This window comes from Leyella stercorea (genome assembly GCF_019052365.1).
Lineage (GTDB): Bacteria > Bacteroidota > Bacteroidia > Bacteroidales > Bacteroidaceae > Prevotella.
Genome location: NZ_JAHQUY010000025.1, coordinates 1 through 23,993, shown reverse-complemented (window position 1 = coordinate 23,993; position 23,993 = coordinate 1). Strand labels below are relative to the sequence as shown.

Genomic DNA, 23,993 nt, shown 5'->3' with positions numbered 1-23,993 from the left:
CATTTTTTCGAGATTAGAACTTCACGTTCACGTTCAAACCATAACTCTTGCGAGATGGCAGGGAACCAAATTCCAGACCGAGACCTGAGGTGTTGTAGCTGGAGTCTGGGTCGATGTTAGGAATGTTCTTCCAAACGATGAATGGGTTACGAGCCACGAAGGATACGGTCAAGCCCTTGACATACTTGCCCAGTATGCTCTCTGGGAAGGTATAGCCGAAAGTAATCTCACGACACTTCACGTAAGAGTTGTCGTAAACGAAGGCACTCTGCACGCCATTTGCCACATGCTTCCAGTAATCTTCAGGGTTCACGGCGATGTCGTTCTTGCGATAAGTACCGTCGCCATTGTCGATGACACCATCTACGACAAATCCCTTGCAGTTACCTGCTGCACGCCATGCTGTAAGGTCCATACCCGAAGCCTTGCGAGCCTCCTCGGAAGTGTACCACTCCTCACGACCTGCCAATGTTCCCTTTGCCTTACCAGTCTGGTATGCAGAACGCATGGACATAGAGTAGATGTCGGCACCTACCTTCACATCGAATGAAGCAGAGAGGCGGAAGTTCTTGTAAGAGAATGTGGTATAGAAACCACCAGTCCAATCCCAAGAAGAGTTGCCGATGGTCTTGATTTCCTGGTCAACCTTTGGAAGACCAGTAGCTGCATCGACAACCACCTGACCCTTGTCGTTGTAGAGGAAGTCGTGTCCACGGATAGCTCCATAGTTCTCACCCACCTTGGCACCTACAGAAACACCGCACCAGTATGCCTTCGCCAACTCGAAGTAGTCCATGCCATTGGTGAGCGACTTCACCTTGTTGGAATTCTTCGAGAAGTTGACACCCAAGTCCCAAGCGAAGTCCTTGATCTGCAAGGCACGGGCATTGAGGGCAATCTCGATACCCTGGTTCTGAATTTCACCGGCATTGATGAGGCGGTAAGCATAGCCAGAGGTAGTGGTTGAAGCCAAGCTCAAAATCTGGTTCTTGGAGTTCTGGTTGTAATAGGTGGCATCCAAGCCCAAGCGTCCGTTGAAGAACTTCATCTCCAAACCTACCTCGTAAGAACCTGTCATAGTAGGCTTCAAATTCTTGTTTGGCTGTGTTGAGTTGGCTATCATACCGATGGTATAACCCGAGTAGCTGTACTTGCCCGTGGTATAGTTGAGTGCCAACAAGTATGGATCGGTATCGCTACCTACCTTTGCCCAAGATGCGCGAATCTTACCGTAATTGATGAACTTCTTGTTCTTGATAAACTCGGAGAATACCAAGCTACCAGATACCGAAGGATATACGTATGTATTGTTATTGACAGGGAGCGTAGATGACTTATCGCCACGGAGAGTTCCCTCCAGATAATAAGTATGCTTGTAGCCGAGGCTCGCACTGGCATAGAGAGAACTGATCTGCTTCTTGTACATACTCTCGCGAGTATTCTGCTCCTGATAGTTCATGATGTTCTTGATGCCATTCATCTGCTGGTTAAGACCGATGTTGGTAGTGGTCTTGTTGTTCACCTTGAAGATGTTACCACCTGCGGTAGCGTTGACATCGAAGTCGCCCCATGAGTTGTTGTAGAGGGCGAGTATCTCGGCGTTGAGTGTGCGGTTTTTGAAGATTTGGTCGGTAAGCTTTCCGGCAGGAGTACCAGGAGTTGTCTTGGCGATGAAGTCCTCGAAGTTCATGCTGTTGATATCGGTACCGATGGTACCCTGCAACTTGAGGTGCTTGTTGATGTTCCAGATGGCCTTACCCGTAAAACGGAACACGTCCTTGTCGGATGTATTGCGGTTCTTGTAGAGATCCCAGTATGGATTTCTATTATACTGGTCGTTACCATTCCAGTTGGAGTAGCTACCGTCGGCATCCTCATAGTGCTTCAACCAAGCCTGATCGTAGGTACCCGCCAGGGTCATGAGGTTCTTACCCACGTTGCTCTGAGAGTCTCCCAATGCAGGGCGGTTCTTCACCTTCTCACGAGTATAGTTGGCGGTGAAATCGAAATCAACAGGACCAGCTGAGGTATTCACACGGAGGTTGAAGTTGTCACGGCTCATATTGGTGTTAGGCAGGATGTCCTTGTTGCGCATATCGGTAACAGAGAAACGCATACCCGTCTTACCGGAATTAACTGAGAGGATGGCAGAGTTCTGGGTGGTGAAACCTGTGCGGAAGAAATCGGAGGCGTTGTTAGGATGCATCTTGAATGGACGCTCCTCACCATCAAAGTACTTGAACATGAAGTCATCGGCCTTAGGTCCCCAACTGGCATTGGTGCCAGAGGTGCTCGCATTAGGAAGCTCGCCATTGTAGCCAGCGCCATATATCTCCTGGATGTCGTCCCACTTAGCCAACTGTGTATCGACAGTGAAAGAACCATTGTACTCTACACCAATCTTATCCTTCGCCGCCTTCTTGGTCGTAATCAAGATAACACCATGAGAAGCACGGCTACCATAGAGGGCAGAGGCAGCAGGACCTTTCAATACGCTCATCGTCTCGATGTCGTCAGGGTTGATGGCAGAGATACCATCACCGAGGTCATAGCCACCAGCTTCGCCAGCGCTGCCAAAGTTGGTATTATCCAAAGGCACACCATCCACCACGTAGAGAGGCTGGTTGTTGCCTGCCATTTCCGTATTACCACGGAGAAGCACACGTGTAGAACCAGAAGCACCGCCAGCGGTGTTCTGCACGACGAGACCAGCCACCTTACCTGAAAGAGAGTTGATGACGTTGGTTTCCTTCGCCTTGGTGAGTTCCTCACCCTTCACTTCCTCCAAGCCATAGCCGAGAGCCTTGCGGTCTCGTTTGATACCGAGGGCGGTGACAACTACCTCATTCAAAGCTTTACCATCCTCTTGCATCTTGATTTTCATACCATCAGCAGCTTTCACGGTCATTGTCTTGTAACCGACGTAGCTCACTTCGAGTGTGGCTCCAGGCTTGCAATTCAGCGTAAAGTTACCATCCAGATCGGTAACGACACCGTTGGTTGTACCAGCCACCTTCACGCTTGCACCAATCAAGGTTTCGCCAGTGGCATCCACCACTGTACCCTTGATGCCTTGGTTCTGCTGAACGCTCATAGCAGCATTGTTCATCTGGGCAGCGAGGATGGCCGAAGTAGGCATCCACATCAAACCTGCACCGAGCATGCCGAGAAACTTTGTTTTCTTTCTCATAGTTCTTATTTTCTTTATAGGTTTAAAATAATCATCTTATTATCATATCATTACTTCTGAAAGATTCCCTCAAGAATCCAAGGAGCATTCACCTTCATACTCTTGAAACGGTCGAAGATGCCATACTTCTCAGAGCCGTTACCAAAGTAGTTGTTGTCCCAAACGAAAGTAGAGAAGCCTCGTTTGCGAGCCTCCGTAGTCAAGAACTTACAATAGTAAGTCATGTTTTCATGCACTTTCACAGAGTTTGACTTATAGTGGTCGGTAACTCCCCATTCTCCTATTACGACACCCAGTCCTTTGTTGCTCCAGGTATTCACCACCTTATCGAAGAAATCCGTCATCGTCTTCTCGTTGTCAGCAGGTGTCTTGCCAGCATCCTTGTAGGCATCACCCCAGTAATCGTAGGTGCAATCGCCGGCGTAGCTCCATGGTTGATAGTAGTGGAATTCCACACTCATATAGTTGTTGCCATTGCCTTCGGTATCCTTCGGAATGACGAATCCTCCATTCTCAATGCCAAACCAAGGGTTGCAAACGTAAGTCTGTAAGATCAGGTGGCGTTTGGCATTGTTGCCGCCTGTGGCACGAACCATATCCACGAATGTCTGATTGTAAGCATTCTGCACTTCGAGATTCTCGGCAGTAGGCTTGCTCCAGTTGTCCCTGACGTGAACCTCATTGGTACCGGCGAAAGCCAAGCGACTGTCATAATTGGCAAACTCAGAGGCAATATTCATCCAGAGGAGCGCAAGCTTTTGGCAGTTTTCTTCCTTATATTGATAGGTAGGACGACTTTCGAGCCATTTTTCATGATGCGCATTGATGATAACCTTGAGGTCATTATCCAGACACCAACCCACTACCTCCTTAATACGAGCAATCCAAGCCTTGTCGATGCTCATCGCCTGAGCATTGGTAATGTGGCACTGCCAACGGATTGGAATACGGATGGCATTGAAACCTGCCTTCTTCACAGCTTGTATCATCTTCTTGGTAACAACGGGATTGCCCCAAGCTGTCTCTGCATGGATGGAACCATCAGGGTTGCCAATCTGCATCGACTCACCATCCTGACCAGGAGCTGAGCACTCAAACGCATTTCCAAGATTCCATCCCACAACATCTTTATTCCATTGCTGGGCAGTAGGCATGGATTCGCATACGCCATCAGAACCTTTGGATGGGTCATTCTGCAACGTGTTTGCTTCGCATGAGAAACATGTGAAGATGCCTATTAAAAAGAGGCTAAATGTCAAAAAATTCCTTTTCATTTTATGGGTAAATTGTTATTGTTTCGGTTTTTAAAAACTGTGCGTAACAGATTCTGGCTGCAAAGATAGAGAAAAGGAACTTCAAGAGGGTTAGATAACAAACAAAAAAGGTTTCAATTCAGACATATCGTCCAAACCGAAACCTTTTCTTTGAAATTAAAGTTCTGACTTACAGATACTTACTGGGAGAAACTCCAAAGTGCTTTTTAAATACTGTACTAAAGTACTTCACATTTACAAAACCGACTTTCACAGAGACATCCATCACACTATCTCCCTGTTTCAGAAAGATTGCAGCCTGCTCCAGACGTATCAATCGCATAAAATCCTGCGGATTTTGCCCCGTAAGAGTCTTCAGCCTACCATAGAAAAGCGTTCTGCTCATCGCCATCTCTCTACAGAGTCGGTCGATATTAAAGTCGGTATCGCTCAGATGAGCCAACACCAAACTGGTAGCTTTATCTACAAAAGCCTGGTCTTGTGGATTCAGAACAGCTTCTTCCACATTTTCGTAAGATTCAGAGCACACTATCTGCTCGGGAGAAGCAGACTCAGAAGCCATCCCTCCTCTAACAAGAGCAAGACTTCTGTCCATATAGTACTGACTCAACCGGCGACGATTCTTCAAAATACTGGCAATCTTACTCGCAAGAATAGCAGTATCGAATGGCTTGGCGATATAGTCATCAGCACCAAGTCCGAGTCCTTCTATCATAAAGTCACGACCAATCTTAGCAGTCAGCAGGATAACGGGCAGCCATGATGTTTCCTTGTTTTCCTTGATGCGGCGACAGAGCTCATCTCCGTGCATTCCCGGCATCATGACATCTGAAACAACGATATCACACACACCGCCCTCTTTCAAATATTTCAAGGCAGCCTCTGCACTTTCCACATCAACTACTTGATAAGAATCACCAAAAGTCATTCTGATATATTTGCAAAGATCTTCATTGTCATCGACAAAAAGAAGTGTATCCTTTGAAACACCAGCATCCTGCAAGACAGCAGAAGACACAGTTTGGCAAGTTTCATCATGCTTGTCTTCAGCTAAAGAAGATTCATTTGCAACTTTTTTCTTTTCCTCAACAAGCCGAACGGAAGAATCTGTTACATTACCTAATGGCAACTTCACACAGAAAGTAGTACCCTTTCCTTCCTCACTTACGAAACTAAGCTTTCCTCCTAATTTCTCTACAAGCTTTTGTGTAAGCATCAGTCCTAATCCACTTCCCATTTCCTGAGAATTCACCGCATTAGAAGCCCTGAAGAAGCTCTTGAAGATACTCTTAATTTCTGCCTTGGGAATACCAATACCTGTATCACATACATGAATCAGCGCCATCTTTCCTTCAACAGAAGCCGACAACGTAACCTTTCCACCTTGAGGTGTATATTTGATAGCATTCGAGAGAAGATTTTCCAATATCAGATCCACCATTTTGACATCAGAACGAATCTGTTGCTGCGGACACGTTTCAAGACACAGCTGAATATGCTTCTCCTGAGCTGCCAATGCAAACTTATCCATCTGCAAACGTAAAAGCATCGGCAATTCTATATCTTGCAGACGAACCTGTTCGGCAGACTGTTCTACTTTTTGGAAGTCAAGCAACTCTGTTACCATCTTCAACAGTTTATTGCCGTTGCGCTGCGCCATATCCAAAAAAACACGACTCTTTTCACTCAAGTGAGAATCTTTAGACAGATCAACAAGAGGAGCTAAAACGAGACTCAAAGGAGTACGTATGTTATGGGCAGTATTGACGAAGAAATTGATTTTCTCGTCATAATACTTGCGCTGCAATCGTTCTTTATAAAACTGCCATGCAAAATATAAGATGGCTGTCAGAATACAGAGATAGACAATCCATGCCCACCAGGTGTTCCACCAAGGTTGAGCGATAGAAATGTTCAGGGATGTTGCTCCCAATTCTCTACCATTGCTTCTGCAAATAGCTTTGACATAAAGGACATAGTTGCCAGGAGGCAAATTGACAAATCGTGCTAACTGATAAGAGGAAGGTTTACTCCAGTTACGATCATATCCTTCTAAATAATACTGATATTGGATGTCATGCTGATATTGATAATTGATGCTCTCGAAAGAAACAATCAGCGTATTCTCATGATGGTCAAGGTGCAAGGTGCCATCTTGTAACATCTCAAAGAGGGATTTATTCCATTGGTCGGTACGCTCTACGCCTTCCACCTCAACACGATGGATACGAAGCGGAGCTGCATAATTCAATCCTTTGGCAAACATCGGAGCCAAAGCCACTACGCCATCATTACTGCCAAAAAGCATCCTGCCATCTGAAGTACACGCCACAGACATCCGATTATACTCACGTTCAAGTCCCTTGAAGAAGTTGAGATTTACCACCTTCCCCTTAAAGATGAAAGCCAATCCCTTATCAGTACTCAACCACAACTTGCCATTCTTTCCCTTGATAAGTCCATAAACCGTATTAGACGGTAAAGACTCCTGAGTAGTATAGTTTCTTAATTTATTAGTCTTCAGATTATAATCATAAAGTCCACCACCATCCGTACCTATCCAGACATGACGGGAATTCTGATAAACCATACTGTTGACAAACAAATTAATGTCTTTATCGGGATATTGTTCTGGATAAAAAAAACGGCGTGGGTGCATAGGATTATGTTTATCTATCAGATAGCAACCATGCGAAGTTCCTACAGCGATACTGCGCTTATCCTCTGATTCTGTAATGCATTGTACCTCGTTGACAGGCAGATAGAAAGCTGCCTTCTCCACTCCTCTGAAAATATTTTTTCCAGAAGGGAAACAGGCCATATCACCATCTAAACAGCCTATCCAGAGATTGCCTTCGCTATCAACAAAAAGACTGAACACATAGTCGCTCTTCAACTTTCCATTACGAACTGAATATGCAGGCATACTGGTTCCATCGCCGTTCACCTGATATACACCATTGCCATAAGTACCTACCAGAATCTTTCCATCAACAGTCTGACAAATCGTAAGTGCCACCTTATTATATAGCCCATGATACCAAAAATGAGTCTGCGAATCATAAATACTTACTCCTTTATCAGTAGCATACCATATTTTTCCATCGCGACTTTGGAACACATCGTTCACACAATTATCTATCAGCGATTGATTGTTAAGATACTCGTGCGTAATATATTCCAGAGTATGTTCCATCGGAATGGCTAAATCTACTCCTCCCGAATAAGAGCCTGCCCATAAATCTCCAAAACGATCGCGGCACAAAGTATATAAGCCATTACCCTTCAACACGTTACCAGGACGTCCATCTGTATTCATTAAGAGCTTGGTTTGTTTATTCTGCTTATCATAAGCATAGATACCAGCTCCATCGACAGCCATCAGAACAGTTTGATGATTAAATGAAATAATAGAACGTACGGGAATCTGCGGAATGTTCTGTAAAGAATGGAAAGCTATAGAATTGATCGGCTTCCAAGTAGTATCATCCACCACCTTCACTCCTTCATGAAAAGTACCCAACCAAATATGATGCCCCTCTATATCATGATAAGAAGAAACTACAGAGCTACCGCTTATTTTTTTTGCTATTTTCTGTGTAGCTACCGAATAGCAATATACATCTTTAGAAGTTCCTATCAAGAGTCTCTGACCAACAAACTGGATATGATTAATATAGGTATCTTTTAATATAAATCTACCTTTAGCTTTCTTGCGAACGATTTCCTTCCCATCAGCAGAAGCTGACAAGCAGTAAAGACCTTTATCCATAGCCAACCAGAAGTTGCCCTTTTCATCTACCAACAATTCGTTCAATACAATGCTTCCTCCAAGAATATTCAGAAGATTACATCTCAAGACGAACGTATCTTTCACCTTATTATATATATATACTTTTCCCTTGTTGTCGTAAGCATATATCTGCCGATGATGATCTTGGGTCAATTTGATATTTCTGCCACAGGCATCACTATACGGCATTTCTGTAGCCAATGTGTAATTAGAAACCAATTGCCCATTGTATCGGTCAACCCCTCGTTTAGTACTTATCCACATAGCACCATCCTCTGCCTCAACAATAGAATAGACACGAGGACTGGACAGTCCATTATCTGTATTGAGATTGGAAATCATGAACATATTTCTGGAAATATGCCCGTGTGCCGGAAGAACAGTTGCCAACAGCAACAATATAAATAGTATATATGATTGTAGTCTTTTCATTATTTATTAAAGTTTGGAACAAAGTTAGCCAAAAGGGTTGACACCTCGTGAGAGAAGTGTCAGCCCTAATTTATTTTGCTTGCAAAAGTTTTACCGGACAGCAATAATAATCTTACTTGAACAACGCGCAAGCCCAATCTTCATCCGTCACTACATCGCAGAGCACCAGACCCTGCTCCTTAGCTGCTGCCTCTATCATCGGCACGTCAGCCTCGTAGAATCCGCTGAGGATGAGTTGTGCACCTTCCTTCATGTGCGCACAAAACGCCGGCATGTCAGCAATGAGTATATTGCGGTTGATATTAGCAATCACGATATCGAAGCGGTCTTCAACTTTATCAAGAACAGACGCATCGCCAAGCAACACATCCATATTCTCAACACCGTTCAGCGCCGCGTTATGCTGGGCATTGTTGGCGCTCCACTCGTCGATGTCGTAGCCAAGCACGGGGTCGGCACCAAGGCGTGAGGCGGTTATGCCGAGTATGCCCGTTCCACATCCGCAGTCGAGCACGCTCTTGCCATGCACGTCCATACCAAGCAGGCGTCGCAATATCATGCGTGTGGTCTGGTGCGTGCCCGTACCGAAGGCGTTACGCGCCTCAATGAAGATGCGCATCACGCCGTCGTCGCCAGCGAACATCTCGCGGTCGGTGTGCTTGGCGTCGTATATTACGAGGTTTTCGTTCACGCCAATCGGCTCGAAGCCCTCGTTCTCCCAACCCTGATTCCAGTCCTGGTCGGGCACTTCCTCAACTTCGTAACTCACCGACACGCCGTCTGGCATATAGTCGGCGATGGATGCATCGAGCGCCTCCTTGTCATACATTGGGCGCTGCACATAACCCTGCAATCCTTCGTCCGAATCCTCAAACGCTTCGAAACCAGCCTCACAAGCGGCTGCCGACAACAACTCGCGGGCTACCTGCAACTGCTCAGCCTCGCACACTATCTTGAAATCTGCTACAAAATATTTCATAAAACTATATTTAAAAGGGGCACTGTTCTTGCATAGGCATGTTATTATTCATATACTTCTTCAATGTCGAGCGCATCTTCGGCGCCATCCGCCGAGCTTTCACCGCTCGAACACCCATCGTATCCCTCTAGCAGGTCGAACTTCACGCTCTCGTCATAAGGCAGTGACGGGTCGGCATACACCTTTTTCATATAGTAAGCCCAGATAGGCAGAGCCATCGTCGCGCCCTGTCCCATGCGCATGGTGTCGAAGTGGATGTCGCGGTCCTCGCCGCCTACCCAGCAACCGCTCACAAGCTGCGGAGTGAAGCCCATGAACCATGCGTCGGCGTTGCGGTTTGTGGTACCGGTCTTGGCACCAATCTCGCCCGTAAAGTGGTATCTGAAGCGCAGACGTCCGCCGGTACCGCCGTCTACTACGCCCTTCAGAAGCACAAGCATGCGGTTGGCGCTCTCTGCGTTTATCACCTCGTTCAGACGCGGCTGGAAATCGGTTATGACATTGCCCTCGTTGTCCTCGATGCGGCTCACGAACATCGGAGCCGAACGTATGCCCTTATTGGCGAATGTGGTGTAAGCGCTCACCATCTCAGCCACCGAAACCTCGCACGGACCGAGACAGAGAGCCATCGAAGGCACAATCTCGGGGTTGTTAATGCCAAAGTCGTGAAGCATCGAAACAAACTGCTGTGGATTGAGCTTACTCATAAGGTAAGCCGAAATCCAGTTGTTCGACTGCGCCAAGCCCCACTTCAGCGAAACCATCTCGCCGTAGCGCTTGCGGTTGGCATTGCGCGGTGTCCATGTCTGGTTGCCCACTCTGTACGACTGCTGCACGTTAGGAGCCATTGAGCACGGCGTGAATCCGTTCTCCATAGCCAGCGAGTAGAGGAACGGCTTGATTGTAGAGCCAACCTGGCGTCTGCCGCCCGTAACCATGTCGTACATAAAATGAGAATAGTCGAGTCCGCCCACATACGCCTTCACGGCACCCGTCTTCGGGTCCATACTCATGAAGCCGGCACGCAGGAACGACTTCACGTAGCGTATACTGTCGATAGGCATCATCATGGTGTCGATGTCGCCGTGATAGGTGAAGAGCGTCATCTCAGTCGGCGTATGGAAAGAGCGGTGTATCTCCTCCTGGCTTGCGCCTGCCGCCTTAAGCGCACGATAGCGTTCGCTCTGAAGCACAGCACGTTCCATAATCTGGTTAACCTGCTTCTGCGTGAGCGCAGAGGTGAACGGAGCGTTCGGTTTGCCCTTCTGCTCCTTGAAGAACTCGGGTTGCAGGAAGCGTGCTACGTGAGCATACACAGCCTCCTCGGCATATCGCTGCATACGCGAATCGATAGTGGTATACACCTTCAAGCCGTCGGCGTTGAGGTTGTAAGGCGAACCGTCCTTCTTGCGATTCTTGTTGCACCATCCGTAAAGCGGATCGCTTACCCAAGCTATAGAGTCGATGACATACTGGCGCTTGTTCCACGCCGGATAGTTGGAACGCTCAGGACGCTCGGCAGACATGTACACACGCAGGAACTCGCGCAAGTAAGGCGCTACGCCATCCTTGTGGTCGGTGCGGTGGAAGTCGAGCGTGAGCGGCGACTCGATGTGCTGCGCATACTCGGCATCGGTGATATAGCCCGCCTTGCGCATCTGGTCGAGCACCACATTGCGACGCTCGCGACAACGGTCGGGATAGCGCACGGGGTTGAACAGCGACGGGTTCTTGCACAAGCCGATGAGCGTAGCAGCCTCCTCAATATTAAGGTCGCGAGGCTCCTTATTAAAATAGGTGTTGGCCGCAGTCTTTATACCTACAGCGTTATGCAGGAAGTCGAAATAGTTGAGATACAGAGCTATAATCTCCTCTTTGGTGTAGTTGCGCTCGAGCTTCACGGCGATAACCCACTCTATCGGTTTCTGCAGCGCACGCTGCATGGTGCTCTTGGCGGTTTCGGAATAGAGCTGCTTGGCAAGCTGCTGCGTGATGGTAGAACCGCCACCGGCAGAAGCCTGGCCAAACAGACCGCGCTTGACGATGGCTCTGCCCAAAGCGATGAAGTCTACGCCCGAATGGTCGTAGAAACGCACATCCTCTGTAGCCACAAGCGCCTGCACCAGGTATGGCGAGATGTCGTTGTATGAAACGCAGACACGGTTCTCGCGATTGAAGTTCCACGTGCCGATGAGCTTTCCGTCGGCACTATAGATCTGTGTTGCGAAGCGGTTGATAGGGTTCTGCAAGTCCTCAACTGGCGGCATATATCCGATAAAACCGTTCCATATAGCCGTGAACGCAACAGCCGAACCGAGAATGACGATGGCAAGCAACGTCCATAGTGAGCGTACGAATACTTTTCTCATATTTTTAGTAATGTATTCCTTATTATATTAGTAATAGGACTGAATTATATTAGTAATATCTCTTATATTTTGCAAAGGTAAGGCAAAAAAGTGAGAAAAGCATAAATAATAGTTTTCATTTACGCCATATCTGAAAAATTATAACTACCTTAGCAGACAAATTGTAGACAACCATTAATTCTAAATAATAATGAGACACGATTTTGTAACAATAGCCGACCTGCCCAAGGAGAAGCTAATGTATTTGCTCGAAATGGCAAAGGAGTTCGAGAACCACCCAAACCGCGAATTGCTGAAAGGTAAAGTGGTGGCTACGCTTTTCTTCGAGCCTTCGACTCGTACGCGATTGAGTTTTGAAACCGCAGCAAACCGTCTCGGTGCGCGCGTCATCGGTTTCTCTGACGCCAAGGCGTCAAGCGTAACTAAAGGTGAAACCCTCAAGGACACAATCCTTATGGTTTCAAACTATGCAGACGTAATAGTAATGCGCCACTACGTTGAAGGCGCTGCGCAATACGCCAGCGAAGTGGCTCCCGTTCCTATCGTGAACGCTGGCGACGGCGCACACATGCACCCGTCACAGTGTCTCCTCGATCTTTATTCAATCTACAAAACACAAGGCACTCTCGAAAACCTTAATATCTATCTTGTGGGTGACTTGAAGTACGGACGCACCGTACACTCGCTCATCACCGCCATGCGCCACTTCAATCCTACATTCCACTTCGTAGCGCCGAAGGAGCTGGCAATGCCTGAGGAATACAAAATATACTGCCGCGAGCACGGCATACGCTTCGAAGAGCATACCGACTTCAACGAAGACGTTATCGCCGACGCCGACATCCTCTACATGACACGCGTACAGAAGGAGCGCTTCTCAGACCTTATGGAGTACGAACGCGTGAAGAACGTGTATATCTTGAAACGCCAGATGCTCTGCAAGGCGAAGGAGAACATGAAGATTCTGCACCCGCTGCCACGTGTTAACGAGATTGCGTACGACGTAGACGAGAGTTCGCACGCTTACTACATACAGCAGGCTGGCAACGGTCTGTTCGCCCGCGAGGCTATATTCTGCTACGTGCTCGGCATCTCTCTTGACGAAGTGCGCAACGACAAGACAATTATTTAGCAATTAATAAACATAATACAATGAGCAACAAGACAGAAAGACAAGTGGCTGCCATCAAGAACGGCACTGTCATCGACCATATACCGGCAGAGAAGACATATCAGGTTGTAAACCTGCTGCAACTGGAAACACTCGACACACCAGTAACCATCGGCTACAACTATCCGTCGAACAAGATAGGACGCAAAGGCATCATCAAGGTGTCTGACAAATTCTTCACCGACGAGGAGATTTCGCGCCTCTCGGTCGTAGCACAGAACGTTGTGCTCAACATTATTCACGACTACGAGGTAGTGGAAAAGAAGACCGTGAAGACTCCCGACGAGCTGCGCGGCATCGTGAAGTGCAACAACCCGAAGTGCATCACCAACAACGAGCCGATGCACACCGTCTTCCACGTCGTGAACAAGGAGAAGGGCATCCTCAAATGCCACTACTGCGACAAGGAACAGTTCATCGAGAAAGTAGAACTCGTTTAATAAACTATAACTAAAATCCTTTTAACTATGAAAAGAGATCAAGTGATTTTCGACCTGATTGAGAAAGAACATCAGCGCCAGCTGAAGGGTATAGAACTTATTGCGTCTGAGAACTTCGTCAGCGACGAGGTGATGGAGGCAATGGGCTCTTACCTCACAAACAAGTATGCCGAGGGCTATCCAGGCAAGCGCTACTATGGTGGCTGCCAGGTAGTGGACGAAGTGGAGACACTGGCTATCGAGCGCGTGAAAAAACTCTTCGGTGCTGAGTATGCAAACGTACAGCCGCACTCTGGTGCGCAGGCTAACGCCGCTGTGCTGCTTGCCGTACTGAAGCCTGGCGATACATTCCTCGGACTTAACCTCGCTCACGGCGGACACCTCTCACACGGTTCGGCTGTGAACACATCGGGTATTCTCTACCACGCCATAGGCTACGACCTCGACAAGGAGACAGGTCGCGTGAACTACGACCAGATGGAGCAGCTCGCACTTGAGCACAAACCGAAACTTATCATCGGTGGCGGTTCGGCATACAGCCGCGAGTGGGACTACAAGCGCATGCGCGAGATTGCCGACAAGGTAGGCGCTCTGCTTATGATTGATATGGCTCACCCTGCAGGTCTCATCGCAGCCGGCTTGCTCGACAACCCGGTGAAGTACGCTCACATCGTTACTTCTACTACTCATAAGACCCTGCGCGGTCCGCGCGGCGGCATCATCCTTATGGGCAAGGACTTCGAGAATCCGTGGGGCTTGAAGACTCCTAAGGGCGTAACAAAGATGATGAGCCAGCTGCTCAACTCTGCAGTGTTCCCAGGACAGCAGGGTGGTCCGTTGGAGCATGTCATCGCTGCCAAGGCTGTAGCTTTCGGCGAGGCTCTGCAGCCTGAGTTCAAGGAGTGGGCAAAGCAGGTGAAGAAGAACGCAAGCGTGCTTGCAGACGAACTCATCAAGCGCGGCTTCACTATCGTGAGCGGCGGCACAGACAACCACTCTATGCTCGTCGACCTCCGTTCGAAGTATCCTGATCTCACCGGCAAGGTGGCTGAGAACGCTCTCGTTGCTGCCGACATCACCGTTAACAAGAACATGGTGCCGTACGACACACGCAGCGCTTTCCAGACATCAGGCATCCGCCTCGGTACTCCTGCCATCACAACACGTGGCGCTAAGGAAGACCTCATGGTGCTCATTGCTGAACTCATCGAAGAAGTGCTCAACGACCCGGAGAACGAGGAAGTAATCGCTCGCGTTCGTGCTAAGGTGAACGAGACGATGAAGGATTATCCCCTCTTTGCATACTAATTTTTTTTAAACATTCTTGTCCGCGCCGACCGATACGCATATCTGCTTTGGTCGGCACGTACTTGCGCAACGAACGGCGCTGATGTACTTAGCGGTCGCCGCGGACAACTAATATTTACGCCCCATGCTACAACTTGTCTCTGTAATATTCATAATAATCATCTCCATCTGCTACATCGCCTACCGCACATACATGGCTATACATGAAGCAAAAAGCGGATGCTACGGCTGTAAAGGCTGCGCTCTGAAGGAGCAGATGATAAAAAACAGCAAGCAAAACAAACACACGAGTGCGGCTGTTCACGCTGAGAAATGCAGTAATTTTAGGAAAATCGACTCGTAAACATGAAGATTTTAAGAAAAAACACTGAAAAGTGAAATATTCTTGAAAAAAGTTGCAAAAACATTTGGCTGTTACGAAAAGAATGGCTACCTTTGCACTCGCAATTAAGCAACAAGCCTATTTGGTACCTTGGCCGATCGGTTAGGTAACGGTCTGCAAAACCGTGTAGAGCAGTTCGACTCTGCTAGGTACCTCAAGAAAAGTGAAATGTTCGTTTGAACATTTCACTTTTTTCATTTACACAAACATCAACATGTATAACATTCTAAAAACACCTGAAAGAATGACAAAGCTAACAAGCACGCACAAGCCTATACATTATTATATATATAACATCTTACCTTATTATATATATAGCGCAATACTTCTTCTCGCCTCGTGCAACAATCACACGGCAACCAACAGCGACAACGGCGACGGCGACACAATCGCGTTCAAATACGCCGAGCACATAACAGCCGTACGCCACGACGGATATATCGACGTAAAACTGAGCAATCCTTGGAAAGCCGGCACTACCCTACACCGCTATGCCCTTATCAACCGCAAGGACTCAGGAAAAGTGACGCCACCGACAGACGCCACCGCTATATACACACCGATACATAGCGCCGTTGTCTCGACATCACCCCACTGCCGACTACTTTTCGACCTCGGCGCGGCCGAGACAATAAAGGGAGTGTGCGACTTGCAGTACATCACACAATCCGACATACAGCGACGTGCGGCAAAAGGCATCATAGCCGACTGCGGCAACAGCATGTCGCCAACAATCGAACGCATCATCACACTCTCACCCGACGCCATATTCATGTCGCCATACGAAGGAGGCAGCTACGCCCAGCTCGAGAATATCGGCGCCGCAATCATAGAATGCGCCGACTACATGGAGACATCCGCCCTGGGACGCGCCGAATGGATGCGCTTCTATGGCATGCTCACCGGAAAAGAAAACACAGCCGACTCGCTGTTCGCAGCCATAGAACACAACTACAAAACCATCGTCAGCGAGAACAATAAGCAAAAGAAACACCCGAAAGTGCTCACCGAACGCGTCACAAATGGTGTATGGTACTGCCCCGGCGGCAACAGTTCGATGGCAAAACTGATAAAGGATGCAGGCGGGAAATATGTTTTCGCCGACAATAATCAGAGCGGATCACTAAACCTTTCACCCGAAACGGTTATCAGCAAATCAACCGACGCCGACGTTTGGCTCTTCATTTATTATGGAAACCGACCACTAACGCGCAACGAACTGACAGCCGAATACAGCGGATACAAGACCATAAAGGCTTTCAAGGATGGCAACATCTACGAATGCAACGGAAAAACTTCAACTTATTTCGAAGAAATTTCGTTCCGACCCGATTTTTTGCTCAAAGAACTGACACACATTCTTTACTCACCGAACAGCACCCTGCGCTACTACAAGCGCATATCTGAGTAGAAAAACGGCGAAGACAAGCCCCAAAACGGGCTTTCAACCCTAAAAATTCAAGAAAATGCACATTTTTCGACAAAAAGTCAAAGAAACATTTGGCGGTTACGAGAAAAACGTATACCTTTGCACTCGCAATTGAGAAACAGTGCTCCGGTTAACTTCAACCAGTATGGAAGTTTGGGTGAGTGGCTGAAACCAGTAGTTTGCTAAACTGCCGTACGGGTAACCGTACCGGGGGTTCGAATCCCCCAGCTTCCGCTGTTCTCTTGAGCAAAATTTTACTGTTGGTGGATTCATCTAATGGTTAGGATACAAGATTCTCAATCTTGGCATAGGGGTTCGATTCCCCTATCCACTACCAAACCAAGCGTGTAAAACAATATGTTTTACACGCTTTTTTCGTTATACACCTTATTATTTTCAAAAAAAATGCGTAACTTTGTAGCTTAAGACGCAACTACAGCAAAACAAATAGTGTACACAGATATGACAGATATGAAGAAACCGCTCATGGGTATGTCACTCTACGAGCTCAAGGAAGTGGCAAAATCGCTCGGTATGCCAGCCTTCACCGGCGGACAGATGGCGAAATGGCTATATACACAACACGTAAAATCGATTGACGAGATGACAAACATCTCGAAGACTAACCGTGAGCGCTTGGCTGCCGAATACACCATCGGATGCATGGACCCGATAGACAGCCAGGTATCGAAGGACGGAACCATAAAGTACCTCTTCCCCACCGCTACGGGCAAGCATGTGGAGACTGTGTACATACCCGATCACGACCGCGCCACACTGTGCGTATCGTCGCAGGTGGGATGCAAGATGAACTGTCTGTTCTGCCAGACCGGCAAGCAGGGTTTCGAGGAAAGCCTCACCGCGACCGACATCCTCAACCAGATATACTCGCTGCCCGAACGTGAGAAACTCACGAACATCGTGTTCATGGGTCAGGGCGAGCCGATGGACAATCTCGACAACGTGCTAAAGGTGACGCAGGTAATGACTGCCGACTATGGCTACGCATGGAGCCCTAAGCGCATCACGGTGAGCAGCGCCGGTCTGCGCAAGAAGCTGCAGCGCTTCCTCGACGAGAGCGATTGCCATGTGGCTATCAGTATGCACTCGCCGATACCCGAACAGCGCGCACAACTAATGCCAGCAGAGCGCGGCATGTCTATCGTTGAGGTGGTAGACCTCATGCGCAACTACGACTTCACCCACCAGCGCCGACTTTCTTTCGAGTATATAATGTTCAAGGGCGTGAACGACACTACGACTCATGCTCGCGAGATTGTAAAGCTCGTAGAAGGACTCGACTGCCGCTTCAACCTCATACGATTCCACCCTATCCCCAACGTGAATCTGGAAGGCACAGACGACCGCCACATAGAGAACTTCCGCGACTACCTCACAAACCACGGCGTGTTCACGACGATTCGTGCAAGCCGCGGTCAGGACATCTTTGCAGCATGCGGACTGCTTAGCACAGCGAAGAAGATAGAAGAGGAGCGCAAGCGCCGCGAACAACAACAGTAAGCCTATGCGTTATCTGATACTGCTGTTCGCCGCCGTCACACTCGCCGCATGCAACCGCGGCAAGCAGACAATGCTGCCCGACAGCGGCGGCAGACCATACGAAGTGGTGGTCATCGGCGACAGCGACAGCATATTGTATAAGGTATTGTCAGCGCCCGTCGGCTCTCTGCCACAGCCAGAACCGACATTCGACGTAAGCATGGGCGCCGCGATGAACGCCACGCTGCGACTCGCACGCAACATCGTTGTTGTAGAAATTGACGCGAAATTGAATCAAATAAAGGTAAAATACGAGCGCAACGTATATGCCGAACCACAGATGATAGTGCGCATAAGTACACCTTCGATGAAAGTTCTGCGCCAGGCAATGCGGTTTCAGGATGCGGCAGACAATATGCGCAATCTGATAAAGCGTAACGAAATGAAGAACGCCATAATGCGACTTGAACACAAGCACAACACAAAGCTGGAGGCGGAAGTGCTGCAGATGTTCGGCATAGACATGCGCATTCCGGCAGACATGCAGGCAAGTCGCAAGGGCAAGAACTTCATCTGGATATCCAACGACTCGCCTACAGCGACGACAAACATCTGCATCTACACATCGGAGAACCGCGACAGCGTGATGCAGACTAACATAAAGGGCGAAACCGACGACATGTACATGACAACCGTAGAAGGCAGTGTCGCCAGAACAGAACTCACCATAGACGGAAGCGTGCGAACCGTGTGCCGCGGGCTATGGGAGATGTACGGCGACGCAATGGGCGGTCCGTTCGTGCAGCACATAATAAAGCGCAGCGACAAGCAACGCACGATAGTGGCTGAAGTTTTCGTCTTCGCACCCGGAACCAAGAAACGTAACTTGCTGCTCAACACCGAAGCAGCACTATACACAATACAACCCAAACAAAACAACAAATGGAAAACAGAAAAATCCGCGTGGCAATAACCCACGGCGATACCAATGGTATCGGATATGAGCTTATTTTTAAAACCTTTGCAGAGCCTGAAATGCTCGAGCTATGCACGCCGATCATCTACGGATCGCCAAAGATTGCGGCATATCACCGCAAAGCACTCGACATTCAGGCAAGCTTCAGTATCATCAACAAGGCAGAAGACGCTGTTGACGGACGCGTCAACCTGCTCGCTTGCTTCGACGAAGAGGTGAAGGTTGAGCTCGGACAGCCCACAAAGGAGTCGGGCGAATCGGCGCTTAAGGCTCTCGACAAGGCTATGACCGACTTCCGCAGCCAACTTTACGATGTGCTCGTAGCTTGTCCGGTTTCACTCTCCAACATGACTGCCAACGAAGTTGGCTACACATACAACGGACTGAAGGAATATGCCGAGACTTGCATAGGCGACGGAGCTAAGGGCATGAAGATTATGGTGAACGAATCGCTCCGCATCGCTCTTGCCACAAACGGTCTGGCGATAAAGGACGTTCCAGCAAACATCACAGAGGAGAACATCCTCAACAAGATTCGTACTCTGAACACCTGTCTGAAACGCGACTTCCGTCTGTCGAACCCACGCATCGGCGTGCTCGCTTTGAACCCTAAAGCAGACGGCGTTGAGGAGAAGGAAATTCTGCTGCCTGCTATCAAAAAGGCTGAGGAGGAAGGCATAACAGCTTACGGACCGTACGCTGCCGAGGACTACTTCGGCAAGAATGCGTGCGACGCATTCGACTGCACACTCGCCATGTACGACGACCAGGCTAACATTCCGTTCACCACCACAATGCAGAACAACGGCATCTATTACATATCATCACTCCCCCTCGTATGCACGGCGCCAGCACTTACTCCCGACTTCACGAATGCCGGACATGGCGTTGCCGACGAGAACGCATTGCGCCACGCTATCTATGCAGCTATCGACATCGTGCGCAACCGCGAAGAATACGAATTGCCACTTACCAATCCGCTGCCGAAGCTCTATCATGAGAAGCGTGACGAAAGCGAGAAGGTGAGATTCTCTATTCCGAAGAAGCGCGACAACAACCAGCAAGGCAACAGATAAAACCTCTGTCTGCTAAAAAAGTAGCATAAAGCTGCATCTATTTTAATAGAAATATGTAATTTTGTTACCAAATGGATACATCTGAACTGCAAAGATTAAAACAACGGTACAACATCGTAGGCAACTGCGATGCGTTGAACCGTGCTCTCGACGTCGCTAAGCAGGTGGCGTCGACAGACCTCAGTGTGCTCATTGTGGGCGAGAGCGGTGTGGGAAAAGAGATAATACCGCGACTGATACACGACAATTCTCCACGCAAACACGAGAAATACTTCGCCATCAACTGCGGCTCTATACCGGAAGGCACTATAGACAGCGAACTCTTTGGACATGAGAAGGGATCGTTCACGGGTGCAATCGGCGAGAGCGAAGGCTATTTCGGTACGGCAAACAAAGGCACTATCTTCCTCGATGAGGTCGGCGAGTTGCCAATGGCAACACAAGCACGCCTGCTGCGTGTGCTCGAAACTGGCGAATACATACGTGTGGGTGGTCAGAAGATAATGAAAACCAATGTGCGCATCGTTGCCGCAACCAACGTCAACATGCACAAGGCAATAAGCGAGGGACGTTTCCGCGAAGATCTCTACTATCGTCTGAACACCATCCCTATCCAAATGCCGCCATTGCGCGACCGTGGCAACGACATTCTCCTACTATTCAGTCTGTTCACAATGCAGATTGCGGAGAAGTATGGCATGAGCCGCATCACGCTAACCGACGAAGCGAAGGCAATAATGCTGAAATACAAGTGGCCGGGCAACGTGCGCCAGCTGAAGAACATCACTGAGCAGATGTCCGTACTCAGCACAACACGCGTGATAGACGCCGAAACGCTGAGCAAGTTCATACCGCAGGACAAGGAAAGCACACAGCTTGCCACCACAACGCCAACCGGATCGCACTCGTACGAGAGCGAACGCGAGATTCTATATAAGATTCTCTACGAGTTGAGAGGCAACGTGAGCGATCTGCGCCGCGAGATGACCAATCTGCGCAAACAGATTGACGACAACCGCACACTCGACAACTTCGCAGCTGCCCAGCAGGTACACGCTCTGCAGCCAGCCACATTCAGTCCGTATCAAGACGTGGAGGCCGAGGAGATAAGAGATGGCGTAACAACCTCTCAAAACGAACAGAACGAGAGTCTGAACCTTAGCGACATCGGTCGTCAGGTGGTAGAGAAAGCGCTCGAACGCAATGGTGGCAACCGCAAGAAGGCTGCGCAAGAGCTGGGCATCTCCGACCGCACGCTCTACAGACGCATAAAGCAATATGGACTCGACAAATAAAAAAGACATGAAACGAATCCGTACACATTATATATATATAGCACTTGTACTGATTGCATCTATAACAATTTCGGCGTGCAAGGTAAGCTACAAGTTCAACGGAGCGAGCATCGACTATACAAAGACAAAGACAATACAGATAGCCGATTTCCCAATCCGTTCAAGCTATGTATGGGGACCGATGGGACCGATGTTCAACAATCAGCTGAAGGACATGTTCGCAAGTCATACCAAGCTGAGTCAGGTTAGAAACAACGGCGACTTGAAGATTGAAGGCGAGATTACACAATACTCGCAGCGCAACAAGTCGGTATCTGCAAGCGGACAGTCAGCACAGACCGAGCTTTCGATAACCGTGAACGTGAGATTCACTAACAACGTGAATCACAGCGAGGACTTCGAGCGTCAATTCTCGTCATCCAAGTCATACGAGACAACACAAAGCCTCGCAACGGTGCAGGAGGAACTCGTAACGCAGATGATCAAGGACATCACCGAGCAGATATTCAACGCAACGGTAGCCAACTGGTAACATTAAACATTAATAAACAAAACGTAAAAAAGTGGATTTAGTACGCCTCATAAATCATCCGGAACTAATGAACAAGGAGACTCTGTACGAGCTCCGTAACTTAGTCGCGCTATATCCATACTATCAGACGGCACGAATATTGATGTTGAGGAACATGTATCTGCTGCACGATAGCGCGTTCGACGACGAGCTTCGCCGAACCGCTTTATACGTGACAGACAGAAGCATGCTATTCAAGTTGGTGGAGAGTGCACACTACGAATTCAAGAACCCGAACGAAGTTGCTGCAGACAATATGGAGACAAGTGCGGACGACGACAACCGCACTATCTCCATTATCAACAACTTCCTCGATTCCGCCCCACAGCAAGACCAACCTGACGAACCTAAGCACAAGCCCACACCGGCAGACGCTGCGGTAGATTATGTTGCATATTTGCTGAAGACGGAAAGCGAAGAAGAGAATGCGCAGGAACAGAGTCCGCAACTGAAAGGCCAGAAGCTTATCGACGACTTCATCAACAAAGACGGAGGCAAAATACAGCTGCAGGAGAAACCTACCTACAAGCCAGAACTCGAAGAAGAGAAAAAAGAAGAAAACGAAGGCGAAGACGGCTATTTCACAGAGACTTTGGCCAAGATTTATATAAAACAAGGCAGATATTCAAAGGCTCTTGAAATTATTCAGCGTTTAAATTTGAATTATCCAAAAAAAAATGCTTACTTTGCAGACCAAATCAGATTTTTAAAGAAACTTATAATAAATAACAAAAATAACAAATAGAAAAATGATTTACACATTATTCGTAATTTTCATCGTGATAGCATCCCTGCTCATGATTGGCATTGTGCTTATTCAGGAGTCAAAGGGGGGCGGTTTGGCATCAAACTTCTCGTCATCTAACGCTATCTTAGGTGTACGCAAGACCACCGACTTCGTAGAGAAAGCTACATGGGGTCTCGCAATCACAATGGTTGTCCTCAGCATCGTATGCGCTCACGTTGCTCCTGTTTCTTCAGAGGGTACAAGCGTTATGGAGAAGACTGCAACTGAAACACAGACAACAAACCCGAACACTACTCCTGGTTTCGGAGCAAGCCAGCAGCAGGCTGCACCAGCAGCAGGCGCACAGCAGGCTCCGGCTCAGCAGGCTCCAGTACAGCAGGCTCCGGCAAAGTAATTTGCAAAGAGAGACTACTGCACCAATAAGAGTAAAGGAAATTACGCCCCGTTTTAAAGCATAAAACGTCCAGAGCAATACGCTTTGGACGTTTTTTTTTGTATATAAGTATGTATAACTGTAGGTATGCGCAACTAAAACTTGAAATCTCGATTCAATAATTTTATGGAACGATGGAGTTTTAACAGCCATTTTTATGATAAAGAGAATTCTTGGCAGACAATTCACGAAAAACCACTATTGTTAAGACACACCAACCGATAAAGCAAAACAAGGGTTCAAAACCATAAAAACGGTTCGAAACACCCCAAAGACAGCAGAAAAACCAGCAAAAACAAGGAAAAATCAAGAAAAAGTTGATTTTTATTGAAAAAAGTTTGAAAAACATTTGGAGGATTAGAAATAAACCGCTACCTTTGCACTCGCTTTAAAGAACTAAGCAATACTGCTAAGTAAAGCACATAACATGGTGGCCGTAGTTCAGTTGGTTAGAGCGTCAGATTGTGGTTCTGAATGTCGTGGGTTCGAGTCCCACCTGCCACCCAACAAAGAGTCAGACTTCTTTTGAAGTTTGACTCTTTTTTTTATACTTCTACCAACATTCATCACATCAATCCGACAACATTTACTACATTAATATTATTCGTATATTTATTTCATATGTTA

Annotated in this window: 17 protein-coding genes and 4 tRNA genes; 16 read left to right on the top strand and 5 right to left on the bottom strand. The window is 48.0% G+C overall.

The window, feature by feature from the left end:
- Window positions 1-13: 13 nt before the first annotated feature.
- The 5 genes from KTQ90_RS06280 to KTQ90_RS06260 form a co-directional block, all read right to left on the bottom strand.
- On the bottom strand, window positions 14-3,190 hold the full coding sequence (locus KTQ90_RS06280) for a SusC/RagA family TonB-linked outer membrane protein (RefSeq protein WP_022158205.1): 3,177 nt from the start codon (window positions 3,188-3,190) through the stop codon (window positions 14-16).
- 50 nt (window positions 3,191-3,240) lie between these two features.
- Entirely contained in the window at window positions 3,241-4,464 is a 1,224-nt protein-coding gene (locus KTQ90_RS06275) for a glycoside hydrolase family 5 protein (RefSeq protein WP_217317636.1), read from the bottom strand.
- Window positions 4,465-4,633: 169 nt separating this feature from the next.
- Window positions 4,634-8,689, bottom strand: a complete 4,056-nt coding sequence (locus KTQ90_RS06270) for a hybrid sensor histidine kinase/response regulator transcription factor (protein WP_217317635.1) — start codon at window positions 8,687-8,689, stop codon at window positions 4,634-4,636.
- Window positions 8,690-8,801: 112 nt separating this feature from the next.
- Entirely contained in the window at window positions 8,802-9,668 is an 867-nt protein-coding gene (gene prmA / locus KTQ90_RS06265) for a 50S ribosomal protein L11 methyltransferase (RefSeq protein WP_217317634.1), read from the bottom strand.
- A 44-nt stretch (window positions 9,669-9,712) separates the two neighbouring features.
- Entirely contained in the window at window positions 9,713-12,037 is a 2,325-nt protein-coding gene (locus tag KTQ90_RS06260; protein ID WP_217317633.1) for a transglycosylase domain-containing protein, read from the bottom strand.
- Between the two features lie 187 nt (window positions 12,038-12,224).
- Between KTQ90_RS06260 and pyrB the strand changes: the two genes are divergently transcribed.
- The 16 genes from pyrB to KTQ90_RS06180 all read left to right on the top strand — a co-directional run bounded on the left by pyrB (window position 12,225) and on the right by KTQ90_RS06180 (window position 23,871).
- Complete coding sequence (gene pyrB / locus KTQ90_RS06255) at window positions 12,225-13,169, top strand: aspartate carbamoyltransferase (protein ID WP_217317649.1); 945 nt, start codon at window positions 12,225-12,227, stop codon at window positions 13,167-13,169.
- A gap of 20 nt (window positions 13,170-13,189) precedes the next feature.
- Window positions 13,190-13,648, top strand: coding sequence for an aspartate carbamoyltransferase regulatory subunit (gene pyrI, locus KTQ90_RS06250; protein WP_022158198.1), 459 nt, complete (start codon window positions 13,190-13,192; stop codon window positions 13,646-13,648).
- 27 nt (window positions 13,649-13,675) lie between these two features.
- Entirely contained in the window at window positions 13,676-14,956 is a 1,281-nt protein-coding gene (glyA, locus tag KTQ90_RS06245) for a serine hydroxymethyltransferase (protein WP_217317632.1), read from the top strand.
- Window positions 14,957-15,080: 124 nt separating this feature from the next.
- Window positions 15,081-15,299, top strand: coding sequence for a hypothetical protein (locus tag KTQ90_RS06240; protein WP_217317631.1), 219 nt, complete (start codon window positions 15,081-15,083; stop codon window positions 15,297-15,299).
- Window positions 15,300-15,422: 123 nt separating this feature from the next.
- Window positions 15,423-15,493: transfer RNA gene (locus tag KTQ90_RS06235), tRNA-Cys, on the top strand.
- 89 nt (window positions 15,494-15,582) lie between these two features.
- Complete coding sequence (locus tag KTQ90_RS06230) at window positions 15,583-16,749, top strand: ABC transporter substrate-binding protein (protein ID WP_217317630.1); 1,167 nt, start codon at window positions 15,583-15,585, stop codon at window positions 16,747-16,749.
- A 165-nt stretch (window positions 16,750-16,914) separates the two neighbouring features.
- Window positions 16,915-17,001: transfer RNA gene (locus KTQ90_RS06225), tRNA-Ser, on the top strand.
- A gap of 28 nt (window positions 17,002-17,029) precedes the next feature.
- Window positions 17,030-17,104: transfer RNA gene (locus tag KTQ90_RS06220), tRNA-Glu, on the top strand.
- Window positions 17,105-17,229: 125 nt separating this feature from the next.
- Window positions 17,230-18,288 carry a dual-specificity RNA methyltransferase RlmN gene (gene rlmN / locus KTQ90_RS06215; RefSeq protein ID WP_217317629.1) on the top strand — a complete coding sequence of 353 codons (1,059 nt, stop codon included), beginning with the start codon at window positions 17,230-17,232 and terminating at the stop codon, window positions 18,286-18,288.
- A 4-nt stretch (window positions 18,289-18,292) separates the two neighbouring features.
- Window positions 18,293-19,240 (top strand): DUF4837 family protein, encoded by a 948-nt coding sequence (locus KTQ90_RS06210; RefSeq protein ID WP_217317628.1) that lies wholly within the window; start codon window positions 18,293-18,295, stop codon window positions 19,238-19,240.
- Window positions 19,210-20,319 carry a PdxA family dehydrogenase gene (locus KTQ90_RS06205; protein WP_217317627.1) on the top strand — a complete coding sequence of 370 codons (1,110 nt, stop codon included), beginning with the start codon at window positions 19,210-19,212 and terminating at the stop codon, window positions 20,317-20,319. The genes KTQ90_RS06210 and KTQ90_RS06205 overlap by 31 nt, the downstream gene beginning before the upstream one ends.
- A 71-nt stretch (window positions 20,320-20,390) precedes the next feature.
- Complete coding sequence (locus tag KTQ90_RS06200) at window positions 20,391-21,614, top strand: sigma-54 interaction domain-containing protein (RefSeq protein ID WP_022157720.1); 1,224 nt, start codon at window positions 20,391-20,393, stop codon at window positions 21,612-21,614.
- A 7-nt stretch (window positions 21,615-21,621) separates the two neighbouring features.
- Window positions 21,622-22,146 (top strand): LPS assembly lipoprotein LptE, encoded by a 525-nt coding sequence (lptE, locus tag KTQ90_RS06195; protein ID WP_217317626.1) that lies wholly within the window; start codon window positions 21,622-21,624, stop codon window positions 22,144-22,146.
- A gap of 31 nt (window positions 22,147-22,177) precedes the next feature.
- On the top strand, window positions 22,178-22,930 hold the full coding sequence (locus tag KTQ90_RS06190; protein WP_217317625.1) for a tetratricopeptide repeat protein: 753 nt from the start codon (window positions 22,178-22,180) through the stop codon (window positions 22,928-22,930).
- Window positions 22,931-22,937: 7 nt separating this feature from the next.
- On the top strand, window positions 22,938-23,327 hold the full coding sequence (gene secG, locus KTQ90_RS06185; RefSeq protein WP_217317648.1) for a preprotein translocase subunit SecG: 390 nt from the start codon (window positions 22,938-22,940) through the stop codon (window positions 23,325-23,327).
- Between the two features lie 468 nt (window positions 23,328-23,795).
- Window positions 23,796-23,871, top strand: a tRNA-His gene (locus KTQ90_RS06180).
- Window positions 23,872-23,993: the final 122 nt, after the last annotated feature.

Excerpts from the sequence above, each read along its gene's own strand:
- KTQ90_RS06280 (WP_022158205.1), bottom strand. The coding sequence starts at position 3,190 with ATGAGAAAGAAAACAAAGTTTCTCGGCATGCTCGGTGCAGGTTTGATG.
- KTQ90_RS06275 (WP_217317636.1), bottom strand. The coding sequence starts at position 4,464 with ATGAAAAGGAATTTTTTGACATTTAGCCTCTTTTTAATAGGCATCTTC.
- KTQ90_RS06270 (WP_217317635.1), bottom strand. The coding sequence starts at position 8,689 with ATGAAAAGACTACAATCATATATACTATTTATATTGTTGCTGTTGGCA.
- prmA (WP_217317634.1), bottom strand. The coding sequence starts at position 9,668 with ATGAAATATTTTGTAGCAGATTTCAAGATAGTGTGCGAGGCTGAGCAG.
- KTQ90_RS06260 (WP_217317633.1), bottom strand. The coding sequence starts at position 12,037 with ATGAGAAAAGTATTCGTACGCTCACTATGGACGTTGCTTGCCATCGTC.
- pyrI (WP_022158198.1), top strand. The coding sequence starts at position 13,190 with ATGAGCAACAAGACAGAAAGACAAGTGGCTGCCATCAAGAACGGCACT.
- glyA (WP_217317632.1), top strand. The coding sequence starts at position 13,676 with ATGAAAAGAGATCAAGTGATTTTCGACCTGATTGAGAAAGAACATCAG.
- KTQ90_RS06240 (WP_217317631.1), top strand. The coding sequence starts at position 15,081 with ATGCTACAACTTGTCTCTGTAATATTCATAATAATCATCTCCATCTGC.
- KTQ90_RS06230 (WP_217317630.1), top strand. The coding sequence starts at position 15,583 with ATGACAAAGCTAACAAGCACGCACAAGCCTATACATTATTATATATAT.
- rlmN (WP_217317629.1), top strand. The coding sequence starts at position 17,230 with ATGACAGATATGAAGAAACCGCTCATGGGTATGTCACTCTACGAGCTC.
- KTQ90_RS06210 (WP_217317628.1), top strand. The coding sequence starts at position 18,293 with ATGCGTTATCTGATACTGCTGTTCGCCGCCGTCACACTCGCCGCATGC.
- KTQ90_RS06205 (WP_217317627.1), top strand. The coding sequence starts at position 19,210 with ATGGAAAACAGAAAAATCCGCGTGGCAATAACCCACGGCGATACCAAT.
- KTQ90_RS06200 (WP_022157720.1), top strand. The coding sequence starts at position 20,391 with ATGGATACATCTGAACTGCAAAGATTAAAACAACGGTACAACATCGTA.
- lptE (WP_217317626.1), top strand. The coding sequence starts at position 21,622 with ATGAAACGAATCCGTACACATTATATATATATAGCACTTGTACTGATT.